7 protein-coding genes are annotated in these 11,897 nt (G+C 48.0%); 5 read left to right on the top strand and 2 right to left on the bottom strand.

Going from position 1 to position 11,897, the window contains the following annotated elements:
* Window positions 1-60 precede the first annotated feature (60 nt).
* Window positions 61-2,979: a pullulanase-type alpha-1,6-glucosidase gene (gene pulA / locus AAKU64_RS05995; RefSeq protein ID WP_354361792.1), complete on the top strand. Its 2,919-nt coding sequence runs from the start codon at window positions 61-63 to the stop codon at window positions 2,977-2,979.
* A gap of 14 nt (window positions 2,980-2,993) precedes the next feature.
* Here the strand turns inward: pulA and glk are convergent, their stop codons facing one another.
* Window positions 2,994-4,001, bottom strand: coding sequence for a glucokinase (glk, locus tag AAKU64_RS05990; RefSeq protein WP_354361790.1), 1,008 nt, complete (start codon window positions 3,999-4,001; stop codon window positions 2,994-2,996).
* 417 nt (window positions 4,002-4,418) lie between these two features.
* On the opposite strand from glk, the gene AAKU64_RS05985 reads away from it, so the two are divergent.
* The gene (locus AAKU64_RS05985; protein ID WP_354361788.1) at window positions 4,419-6,374 is read left to right on the top strand and encodes a glucokinase; all 1,956 of its coding nucleotides are present in this window, start codon (window positions 4,419-4,421) and stop codon (window positions 6,372-6,374) included.
* A gap of 409 nt (window positions 6,375-6,783) precedes the next feature.
* Window positions 6,784-9,021, top strand: a complete 2,238-nt coding sequence (locus AAKU64_RS05980; protein ID WP_354361786.1) for a S9 family peptidase — start codon at window positions 6,784-6,786, stop codon at window positions 9,019-9,021.
* Here AAKU64_RS05980 and AAKU64_RS05975 read toward each other — a convergent pair.
* Entirely contained in the window at window positions 9,015-9,725 is a 711-nt protein-coding gene (locus tag AAKU64_RS05975) for a haloacid dehalogenase type II (protein WP_354361784.1), read from the bottom strand. The two genes, AAKU64_RS05980 and AAKU64_RS05975, sit on opposite strands and share 7 nt — an antisense overlap.
* 106 nt (window positions 9,726-9,831) lie before the next feature.
* Between AAKU64_RS05975 and AAKU64_RS05970 the strand changes: the two genes are divergently transcribed.
* Entirely contained in the window at window positions 9,832-10,164 is a 333-nt protein-coding gene (locus AAKU64_RS05970) for a TIGR02450 family Trp-rich protein (protein ID WP_354328724.1), read from the top strand.
* A gap of 553 nt (window positions 10,165-10,717) precedes the next feature.
* The gene (locus tag AAKU64_RS05965; protein ID WP_354328723.1) at window positions 10,718-11,887 is read left to right on the top strand and encodes an ABC transporter substrate-binding protein; all 1,170 of its coding nucleotides are present in this window, start codon (window positions 10,718-10,720) and stop codon (window positions 11,885-11,887) included.
* Window positions 11,888-11,897: the final 10 nt, after the last annotated feature.

Raw genomic sequence — 11,897 nt, 5'->3', positions numbered from 1 at the left:
TGGACATTAATGCATAAAAGTGCCAATACTCCCCTTATTTTAATTAATTTAGCCATAATCATGCACCTCAAAAATGATAAAAAATCAAATGATGTTGGACGCTTTGCGCAGAGTTGTGTAGCTGCTTGCTTATGCACCTGTCTGATTTTTTTTAGTAGCTTTGGTGTGATTCAAGATGCCGCTGCCAGCGTAAATCTAGCCGCACCATCTCAAAGAATAAATCCCACATTAGACGACTGCAATAGCCAGCAGTTTCAGACGGTTTTACGTCCTGCTAGCATTGACGCCAGTGCTGCCACAAACGAGGCGCGTGCGGTCTGGTTGAATCGTCAGTTGATAGCTTGGCCGGGAGTTAACTTTACTTCTGGTCATTTCAAACTGGTCTATTCTGCTACAGCGCAATTGGCGGCGAGCATTGGCGCAAAAGTGACGGGCGCGGATGGTGTGCTCACTTTGTCCGTCGCTGATGCGGCTTTGCCGGAGCCTCTTGCTACCCGCTTTAAATACCTTGCTGAGGGAGTGGTGTTGGGAGTCAAAGCAGATGATCTTGGCAAAATCGCGGCTTTGCAGAGACAGCAAGTATTTCTGGTACAAGAGAATGCCGATGGCATCGTGATAGCCGCAAGCTCGCTGCAATTGGCAGGGGTCTTAGATGATCTGTATGCACCGGCAAGCGAGCTGACTTCGCTTGGTGTGAGCTTGACTAAAAGTACCAGTCGCATGAAGACTCAAGCGAAGACCCAAGCAAAGACTCAAACGAGATTTTCTTTGTGGGCGCCGACGGCACAGCGGGTATGGGTTTGTACTTACGATAGCGGCGCGGGTGCGGCACATCGCTTAGACGCCATGCAATCAGATGTAAAAACGGGTGCGTGGAATGCAAGGATATCGACCAATCTCTCTGGACAGTATTACCGCTATCTTGTGGATGTGATCGTGCCTCATGTTGGCTTGGTGCGCAATCGGGTGACCGATCCTTATTCCATCAGTTTGACCACCGACTCCAAGCGCAGCTATATCGCTGATCTGGCAGCATCTCAATTGCAGCCAGCCGGATGGAGAACCCAGGCGGTAACAAAAAAAATATCGACGCAGACTGATATGGTGGTGTATGAATTGCACGTGCGTGATTTCTCCATCAACGATGCTTCAGTCAGCAAACAACATCGCGGTAAGTACATGGCGTTTACTGAGGCTAATTCCAATGGTATGCGTCACTTGAAAGCGTTGGCGCAAGCGGGACTGACCGATATTCATTTGTTGCCAGTTTTTGATTTTGGTAGTGTCCCTGAAAAGAATTGTGTCACCCCGAAGATTGAATTTAATGCGACTGATCCTGCCAGTGAGATACCTCAAGCCGAAGTCACGGCACATGCAGCCGAGGATTGTTTTAACTGGGGTTACGACCCGACGCATTACGGCGCACCTGAGGGGAGTTATGCGACAGACGCAGCTGATGGCGCTGTGCGTATTCTTGAATTGCGCAATATGGTTCTGGCCTTGCACCAAGCGGGTTTACGCGTCGGTATGGATGTGGTCTATAACCATACTTATGCATCCGGGCAAAAAGAAAAGTCTGTGTTGGACAGAATTGTTCCGGGTTATTACCACCGCTTAAACGAGCGTGGTGCAGTCGAGCAATCAACCTGTTGTGATAATACTGCGACTGAAAACAGGATGATGGGCAAGCTCATGGTTGATACGGTAGTGCAGTGGGCAAATGCGTATAAGATCGACTCATTCCGGTTTGATTTGATGGCACATCAACCGCGTGCAGTCATGGAACAACTCAAAGCAAAACTACTCGCCAGCGTGGGGCATGACGTACAACTGATAGGCGAGGGTTGGAATTTTGGTGAGGTTGCGAACGGTGCCCGCTTTATACAGGCGTCGCAACTGTCATTAAATGGTTCGGGTATCGCCACATTTAGTGATCGCGCCCGTGATGCAATTCGCGGAGCCGGATCGTCCGAATCGGGTGATAATCTAATTCGTAAACAAGGTTATATCAATGGTTTATTTGTTGATCCTAACGCTATTAACTCTGCGCTTAATTCTGAACCTGAACATCGTGTCACTGCGACAGATTTAATGGAGGCAGCGGACATGGTGCGGGTCGGACTAGCGGGGTCAATTCGTGACTATACGATGCTGACGCGACGTGATACGACTTTGCATCTGGAGCAGATTCCCTACGGCGATCAGCCAGCCGGATATGTCAGTCAGCCTAGCGAAGTCGTGAATTATATTGAGAACCATGATAACCAGACTCTGTTTGATATCAACGTCTATAAATTACCACTCACTACCAGTAAAGACGACAGAGTGCGGGTACAGATGTTGGGCGCGGCAATCAACGCATTTAGTCAAGGCATTGCTTACTTTCATGCCGGGATCGATACGCTGCGATCTAAATCGATGGACAAAAATAGCTTTGAATCGGGCGACTGGTTTAACCGCCTGGACTGGACTTATACCGATAATTATTTTGGTACTGGTCTACCACCTAAACCCGATAATGCGGTCGATTATCCGTTGATCCGTCCTCTGCTATCAAATCCTGCGATCAAACCTGATCCGCAGAATATTGCGATGGCGCGCGATATGTTCCGTGATTTGCTGCGTATTCGAGCTAGCTCTTCGTTATTCCGGTTGCGGACAGCGGCAGACATCCGGCAGCGCCTGCATTTTTATAATACCGGATCAGGACAAAATCCTGCGGTGATTGCGGCGCATATTGATGGTGTTGGTTATCCTGATTCAGGATTTAAATCGCTGATGTATTTCATTAACGTCAGCAAGGAATCACAACAACTGGTGATCGCGGAGCAGGCCGGCAAGACATATCAATTACATCCGGTGCAGAGCAACAAGTCAGCAGCCGATCCGCGCCCGGCGGCGTCTGCCAAATATGTTGCGGCATCAGGAGAATTTACTATTCCGGCGCGGACTGCGGTGGTGTTTGTGGAGTCACTTTGATTTCCTAAAGTGCATTACTCAACATGCTGCTCAATCGCCATGGCAGCGCCGCTCAATGCTGCTAGCGTATCAATAATTAATACGGTAGGAATACCTTCGAGATAGCTGCGCAAACGACCTTTTGCTTCAAAGCGCTCACGAAAATCCGAGGTAAAGAAATAATCACCCAGGCGCGGTACGATGCCGCCGCCGATATACACGCCGCCGCGTGCGCCGAGTATCAAGGCCACGTTACCGGCGAAACCGCCTAACATGGCGCAGAACACGGCTAAGGTTTTGCTGCAAACATTATCGCTGCCAGACAGGCCATGTTCTACGATCGCTTCAGAAGTAGTATGTGCTGACTTGATCTGCATCACTTTGCCAACGGCACTATGCAATACAGGCAAGCCTATACCCGACAATAAGCGTTCTGCTGAGACATGCGGATACTGCTGGCGGACATGGTGCAATACCGCGCTTTCAAATTCATCGACCGCTGCTAATGTCACGTGGCCGCCTTCGCCAGGTATGGCCACCCAACCGCTTTTCGTCTCCACTACGCTTGCTACACCTAGACCCGTACCCGGCCCGATCACCGCCAATGTGCCATGTTGGGTTGGTAGTGCGCCGTTAGTTTTTAACTGAGATGCTTGCAGTCGCGGTAAGGACAGCGCCAGAGCTTCAAAGTCATTGAGCACCAGAAAGCTGTCTAGTTGCAATGCTGCTTTAACAGCCGCTTGAGAAAAACTCCAATGACTATTGGTGAAGGCAACTTTGTCGCTGGCTACCGCAGTGGCGACGGCAAATGCAGCACAGCGTGGTGGCTGATAATCCTCATTCAGCTTGTTCGCGATCAAGCTCAAATACGCTTTGGTTGCTGCGATAGGATCGACATAATCTTTAACGGGCAGGGTGCGCACATGCTCAACCCCGGTAGCTTTATCTGCTATCCAGCCAAAACGCGCATTGCTGCCACCGATGTCCGCGACCAGCCAAGGGAAAAGATTATCAGAGAGTTTATTGTTTGAAGTTGAAGTCATCACACTAGAGAAAAAGAGGTCACAAAAAGCTGAATGTTGGCGTAATGTAGCAAAACTACAAAAAAATCGCAAGAAATTGAAAGAAAAGTTTTAAACTAAGCAGCTCGTTATGCATTTGTTATGCTTTAATGAAATTTTAGCTAGTTTGTCAAAATAGGTATTGCTGCTAAAAAATGACTGTGGAGTGAAGCGATGGTCAATTATGAAAACTGCTTGCATTTTATATTTGTAGCTTAGCTACAGATATCGTTCGATTTTGTTGCTTTTCAGTATTTTTATCGTCAAATATCGCTACTACACGCCAACAACTATCGTTTGCAAGCACACCGGACTACAATAATAAGATTAGATTCAGAATCACTAGTGCTTGCCTCAATTTAGGTTAGGCAGGCTCACAATAAATAATAAAGAGATCTCATGCAGCCATTCGTGCAAGCTTTCGATAGTCCACGCTTAATCGCCGATATTGGCGGAACCTATGCCCGTTTTGCGCTGGAGATGGCAAAGGGCGATTTTCAACATATCAACTCTTTGCGCTGCGCTGATTACCCTGATTTTCAGGCAACCGTATCAGCGTATCTTGCAACTGTTGTGGCAACGAATCCGGCTATTCATGTAGAACATGCTGCCGTAGCGATTGCCAATCCTGTGGATGGCGATCAAGTCAGTATGACCAATTATCACTGGCAATTTTCGATTGAAGAAATGCGCTTGAGATTGGGTTTAGACACACTGGTCATTGTGAATGACTTTACCGCCTTGGCAATGGCGCTGCCCCGACTGGATGCAAGTGATGTGCGTCAGATTGGCGATGGCGAGCCGGTGCAGAAAAGTGTGATCGGTCTGCTAGGGCCGGGTAGCGGCTTGGGCGTATCTGGTTTGATTCCGTCTGGCGATGGCTGGATTTCGCTCGGGTCTGAAGGCGGACATACCAGTTTTGCGCCGCGAGATGAGCGAGAAATTGCCGTGCTGCGCTATGTCTGGAAGCAGTACGAACACGTATCTTTCGAGCGCTTGGTGTCAGGTCCTGGATTGGAACTAATTTATCGTGCGTTGGCCGACCTGACGGGTGTAGCGCCGCTGGCGCTGGCGGCACCCGATATTACGCAACGTGCGTTGGATAAAACCGATGCGGTTTGCATGGATACGCTGGATGTATTTTGTGCTCTGCTTGGTACGGCGGCGGCCAATTTGGCCGTGACGCTGGGCGCATTTGGTGGCATCTATATCGGCGGGGGGATAGTGCCGCGACTGGGAAGTTATTTTGATGCGTCGCGTTTTCGATCCCGCTTTGAAGAAAAAGGGCGATTCAGTCGCTACGTCGGATCGATTCCCACTTATGTCATCACGGCTGAGCAGGCGACGTTTATCGGTGCCTCCGCCATTTTAGATGCGCAATTACGCACGTTGAAAGCAGACCCCGGTTCTGCCATTTTGGGTCAAATCCGCCGTGCGCGGGATGAGTTGTCGCCAGCAGAATTACGCGTTGCAGAGCATGTATTAGCCCATCCACGTTCAGTCCTGAATGATCCTATTGCAGAAATCGCCCGTGCTGCCGATGTCAGTCAGCCGACGGTGATCCGGTTTTGTCGCTCGCTGGGTTGCGAGGGTTTATCTGACTTTAAGTTACGCCTGGCCTCCGGTTTGACCGGTACCGTGCCAGTCACCCATGTGCAGGTGACCAATGATGATTCCGCCTTAGAGCTGGGTGCCAAAGTACTGGGTAATACGGCATCCGCCATTTTGCAAGTACGTAGTCAGTTGAATCGCGACATGATAGACCGCGCGATTGAAATGATCGTCCATGCAAACCGGGTCGAGTTTTATGCGATTGGTCATTACGGTGTGGTGGCGCAAGATGCGCAGTTTAAATTTCTGCGCTTAGGAATTCCCTGTGTTGCCCAGACCGATTCGCGTTTGCAATTGCTGGCGGCTAGCGTGCTCAAAGCGGGCGATGTGGTCGTTATCAGCAGCAGCAGCGGACGTTTGCCGGAGTTATTAGAGGTCGCAGAAAAAGCGCATGAGCGCGGTGCGACCGTGATTGCCATCGCAGCCAGCCAATCACCACTGGTGCGCAAAGCAGATGTCGCTTTGATTGTCGATCATGTTGAAGACGTCTCCACGCATTTGCCGATGGTCAGCCGGATTTTGCATTTGCTGGTGATTGATATGCTGGCAGTCGGCGTTGCGATGCGCCGCAATCCGGACGGCGGCAGCTTGCTGGGTGGTGAAGCCAATGAGCGATTGGACGAAACCAGTTCTGTCCTGGTGAAGAAAGCGATTTCGCCACGCGGGGGACGGGGTGATGCCATTGGTAGTAAAGCAAATGCTAGTGCATCACCATTAGCCAGACTAACGTCGCACAGCCGCTAATCCACCGTTCTCTTAAATGACCAATCGCTATCATTCACTGCGACGGTCATAGCTATATTCGTCGCTACATTCACCGCTGCAATAGTGGCGGTGAATTCCATCTTTAAGAAATAATACTCCTCATAGGTATATATTAGTTGTCCATAGAATCATTGGACAACAAGGCATATTTTTTAAAAATGAGGGGGAGTATATTGATTGGCTAGTTCTGTTTTGGTCAAACTTAGTACCAAAACCATTGACGTATTTGATTAGTCTGCGGCTACGGTTGTTTGATAAATCTGGCTTCAACACGCTTATTCTTTGACTTCTTGTTAATATACTTACTGTATTTCTTGAGCAAGTGAGCGGCTTCTTTAATCGTGCTCATTTTGACTAATCTTGATCCAACTTCCATCGAGGTTTTACCATGCGTCGTTTTGCTTCCCGTCGTCTTGTTTTTCGTGGTCTTGTTTCCCGTTGTTTTGCTCCGATGTACTACCATGCTGCGGCCGTATCGCTTTCTGCGTTTGTATTGATGCCCGTTTCTTTTGCAACCACCCCGGCTCCGGCAGCGCCGCCCTCCGTATCCTTAACACCTTCGACTATGCAAACTACGACACCACCAGTTGCCGCACAACGTCCGTATCAGGTTGAGTCGCCAAATGGCTCGCGTAATGACCCCTATTATTGGATACGCGACGATAAGCGGGAGTCGCCAGATATGCTGGCGTATCTCGCCGCAGAAAATGCCTACTTCACCAGCCAGTCAGCGGCATATCAAGGCTTAACTGAGAAGCTGTACCAAGAGATCGTTGGCCGCATCAAGCAAGATGACAGTACCGTGCCGTTTAAAAAAGGACATTATCAGTACTACACGCGCTTTGCCAAAGGTGGCGAATATCCACTCTTTGCGCGCAAACCAGCCGCTGGCGGTACCGAGCAGATCATGATTGACGGCAATCTGGAGGCAGAGAAAAAGAGTTACTTCGATATCGGCCAGCGGGCCGTCAGCAGCAACGAGCAACTATTGGCGTATCTGGAGGATGACAGTGGTCGTCGTCAGTACACTTTAAAATTTATCGATCTCAAAACCGGTAAAAAACTCCCAGACCAAATCACCGGCCTCGCTCCGCAAGTCGCCTGGGCGGCGGATAATAAGACTGTGTTTTATATCGAAAATGATCCGGTCACGCTATTGACCACCAGGGTTAAAAAACATGTGCTCGGTACTGATGTCAGCAAAGATGTGGTGGTCTATACCGAAGAAGATCACAGCTATTACATGGGCATAGGCAGCACTGGCGATGATCGTTATATTGCGATAGAACTGCGCAGTACAGAGACCACTGAAACCCGGATTATCGATGCAAAAAATCCAGATGCAGCACCTGTCGTCATGGCTGCACGTAGTGCTGGCGTTAAATATAATGCAGACCATATCAATGGTCGCTGGATTATTTCTACCGACTGGCAAGCACCTAATTATCGTCTGATGTCTGTGGCCGATGATCAAATCGGTGATCGCAGTAAATGGCAAGAACTGGTGCCACATAATAAGGCGGTATTCATCCAGAATTTTGCTCTGTTTAAAAACTATATCGCCATCAATGAACGTTCAGAAGGTTTATTGCGTATCCGTATCATGCCTTGGAGCGCATCAGGTAAATCAACTTTTATCAAGTCAGATGAGCCTGCGTATGCCGAGAGTTTTGGCATCAATGCCGAGCAAAATACGGACGAGCTGCGCTATAGTTATAGCTCACTGACGACACCTGCCAGTGTCTATGCAGTGAATATGAAAACCGGGGTACGCAAACTATTGAAAGAGCAGCCAGTTCTCGGTGGATTCAAAAAATCAGACTACGTCACCGAGCGCGTTTGGGCACCGGCAAAAGACGGTACGTCTATTCCGGTCTCACTGGTCTACCGCAAAGGGTTTAAAAAAGACGGCACTGCGCCTTTGTACCAATATGCCTATGGCTCTTATGGCGCGTCGACTGATCCGGTATTTCGTCCTGGCGTAATTTCTTTGTTGGATCGTGGATTTGTCTACGCGATTGCGCATATCCGCGGTGGTCAGGAGATGGGGCGCGACTGGTATGAGAACGGTAAGCTACTCAAAAAGAAAAATACGTTTACGGATTTTATTGACGTAACCGATTATTTAGTCAGCCAGCACTACGCCGCAAAAGATAAAGTGTTTGCGATGGGCGGCAGTGCCGGTGGCTTACTAATGGGAGCGGTGGCGAATCTGGCAGGTGAAAAATATGCCGGAATGATTGCGCATGTGCCGTTTGTCGATGTGGTCACGACGATGCTCGATGAAAGTATTCCACTCACCACCAACGAGTTTGATGAGTGGGGCAATCCTAAACAAAAAGCGTCTTATGATTACATGCTGTCTTACTCGCCTTACGACAACATCGCGCATAAAAATTATCCGCCTTTATTGGTCACTACGGGTCTGTACGACTCGCAAGTGCAATATTACGAGCCGACTAAATGGGTAGCGAAATTGCGTGCAGCAAAAACCGATCAAAACCCGCTGCTATTCAAAGTCAATATGGAAGCAGGGCACGGTGGAAAATCAGGCCGCTTTGTGCGCCAGCATGAGACCGCGGAAGAGTATGGATTTGTCTTACATCAGTTAGGCATTTCTCAATGATCGAGTAACTGATCTGCGAGATGGAGTAGGTCTGTGGCATGAAAGGTATTTTCCGCAACCGGCGAAATATCATTGGATTGCTTAGCACCGTACTCCATCGGTCTTTCTATAAACGCAGTCTGCAATCCAGCGGCACGCGCCGCCGCCAGATCACTCTGGTGTGCGGCGACTAACATCACTTGCGCGGGTGCCACGTCAAACAATTCTGCCACGCCCAAATAGGTTGCCGGGTCTGGTTTGTATTTCTTAAAAATTTCTGCCGACAAAATACAATCCCAAGGCAAGCCGCCATGCTTCGCCATATTGGTCAGCAAGCTCACATTGCCGTTGGATAAAGTACAAATCGTATAGTGCGATTTCAACTGACTCAGAGCTGCAACGCTCTCTGGCCACGGGTCTAATTTGTGCCAGATTTTGTTCAGGTCTTGCCGTTGTGATTCATCTAAATGATCCAGCCCAAACTGCGGCAAGATATCGTCCAGAATCAAACGGTGCAGAGCATCAATTTTCATCCACGGCAAGATGCCTGACATGACTTTTTGCATCGCCGGAACATAACCAGAACGCCAGGCTAAGGCAAAGCGATCACCATCTACTTCCGGTGCGATCCGCTGCATTTCTTTGACGATGCTGCCATGCCAATCGACCACCGTGCCGAATATGTCGAATGCGAGTACCCTAATGTTCTTGTGCATTGATTGCATGTATGTGTCTCCTATTGATAGGTAATTTGTTTTACAGGCAATTTATCACAATGAAGATGAACTTATCGTCAACCTATCTTAACTCCCACACAAGCCGGATTATTGAATGAAAAATCAACAGGAAAATAGCGCGATGACCGCCACTCATTTAAACGCCAACGAGAATATTGTTGAGGCGTCTAAAAAAATGACGCAGCCGGTTCGTCGTCTGAGTCCAAAAAAATTATTACTCAGTAAATGGACCGCGGTATCGCCACGCAATAAAGAAAAGCATTTTATGGTGACCAAATTAGTTTCACCTGATGATTTGGATCATTCCGGTTTGTCCAATGCGCCGGTAGAATTGATTGAGCTAGAGGCGGTGTACTCCAAGAATGTCATCAGACTGGCCTGGCGAGAACTCACCGACAGTAATTTATGGCACCAAGGGTGGAAATAATTTTTTAGAGGCCAGAGCATAAAAAATGATCAAAAAATCAGCAGTCTTTTAGTTTTATTGCGGCCTCAGTACAACGTAATTGCATCTCAATTACCGCGTGATTTCAGCATCATCTCAGTAGCGTTTCGGTATCGTTTCGGTATCAATGCGCGATACAACGAAATAACATCATGTTTATAAGTAGTAATGCGTAGTTGGCAGATTTATGCATGCAAATTTTTCACCAACTCTTTAATTTCTTTTCACTTTGGATTAAATTTCTCTATGCCAAAATCTTTTTGCTAAAAATTGTTCACTTAAACTAGCTTTGTCTTTGATCATGGCAGTTGTATCGCTTTGAATTAGTTTAAATTCAGTCCAAACCTGATGCATTTTTTTTAGATCCCTGATCGCGGATAACATGTTTTACATTGCTCGCAAGTGGTTTTTTTTTGCAGTAAATAGTTTTTTTAGTTTGGCTTTTCTGCTGTAAATTAGAAGTACTAAAATAAGTACTAGATGGATCAAAGTAAGTGCTGATCACAGCACTAAAACAATATAAACGGAGGACGACATGTCATACAAATTCAAGAAAATCATCACAATTGCTGTTGCGGCAGCCCTTACAAGTTTGTCATTGTCAGCAATCGCTGCTGACCCAATCAAAATCGGTGTATCCGGTCCCTTCACCGGTGGTTCTGCACCGATGGGCGTGTCTATGCGTGATGGCGTCAAACTCGCCGTGGCAGAGATCAATGCCAGCGGTGGTGTGTTAGGACGCCAATTCCAGATCGTAGAGCGTGATGACGAAGCAAAAAATGAGCGCGGTGTGCAAGTCGCGCAAGAATTGATTAATAAAGAAAAAGTCGTATCCACAGTCGGTTTTGCGAATACTGGCGTCGCCCTTGCTGCACAACGCTTCTATCAAGAAGCCAAAATCCCGGTCATGAATAACGTGGCAACCGGTAGTGTGGTGACCAAGCAGTTTGCTGATCAGCCAGAAAACTATATTTTCCGCAATGCAGCTTACGATACGATCCAGTCTGCCATGATCGTTGACGAGGCCGTGACTAAGCGTAAGTTAAGCAAGTTAGCGATCCTGGCCGATTCCACCAACTACGGCCAGTTAGGTCGTGAAGATTTGGAAAAGACGCTGGAGAAAAAAGGCTTGAAAGCAGTCGCTGTTGAAAAGTTCAACATCAAAGATGTGGACATGACAGCGCAATTGTTAAAAGCCAAGCAAGCCGGCGCACAAGCGATTCTGACTTACGGTATTGGTCCAGAGTTGGCGCAAATTGCCAATGGGATGGAAAAGCTGAATTGGAAAGTACCAATGATCGGTAGCTGGACACTGTCTATGGGTAATTTCATCGACAATGCAGGTAAAAATGGTGAAGGCGTCATGATGCCGCAAACCTTTATCCAGCAGCCAAATACGCCAAAACGTAAAGCATTTATCGATGCTTATGTAAAAGCCTACAACCCACCAGGCGGTCGCATCCCATCGCCTGTATCCGCAGCACAGGGCTACGATTCCATTTACTTATTGGCTGCTGCGATCAAGCAAGCAGGTACCACGGATGGCTCCAAAGTACGTGAGGCTTTAGAAAATCTGCAAGCTAAAGTCGATGGTCTGGTCACGACTTACGACAAGCCATTTACCAAAACTGATCACGAAGCCATCAAGGCGGGCATGCCAGTCATGGGCGCGGTCAAAGAAGGTCACATCGTACAAGTTCAATAAGCAATTAGGT

Origin of the sequence: Undibacterium sp. GrIS 1.8 (assembly GCF_040544445.1) — a bacterium.
Lineage (GTDB): Bacteria > Pseudomonadota > Gammaproteobacteria > Burkholderiales > Burkholderiaceae_D > Undibacterium.
This window is presented reverse-complemented; position numbering and strand designations above follow the sequence as displayed.

Excerpts from the sequence above, each read along its gene's own strand:
- pulA (WP_354361792.1), top strand. The coding sequence starts at position 61 with ATGCACCTCAAAAATGATAAAAAATCAAATGATGTTGGACGCTTTGCG.
- glk (WP_354361790.1), bottom strand. The coding sequence starts at position 4,001 with ATGACTTCAACTTCAAACAATAAACTCTCTGATAATCTTTTCCCTTGG.
- AAKU64_RS05985 (WP_354361788.1), top strand. The coding sequence starts at position 4,419 with ATGCAGCCATTCGTGCAAGCTTTCGATAGTCCACGCTTAATCGCCGAT.
- AAKU64_RS05980 (WP_354361786.1), top strand. The coding sequence starts at position 6,784 with ATGCGTCGTTTTGCTTCCCGTCGTCTTGTTTTTCGTGGTCTTGTTTCC.
- AAKU64_RS05975 (WP_354361784.1), bottom strand. The coding sequence starts at position 9,725 with ATGCAATCAATGCACAAGAACATTAGGGTACTCGCATTCGACATATTC.
- AAKU64_RS05970 (WP_354328724.1), top strand. The coding sequence starts at position 9,832 with ATGAAAAATCAACAGGAAAATAGCGCGATGACCGCCACTCATTTAAAC.
- AAKU64_RS05965 (WP_354328723.1), top strand. The coding sequence starts at position 10,718 with ATGTCATACAAATTCAAGAAAATCATCACAATTGCTGTTGCGGCAGCC.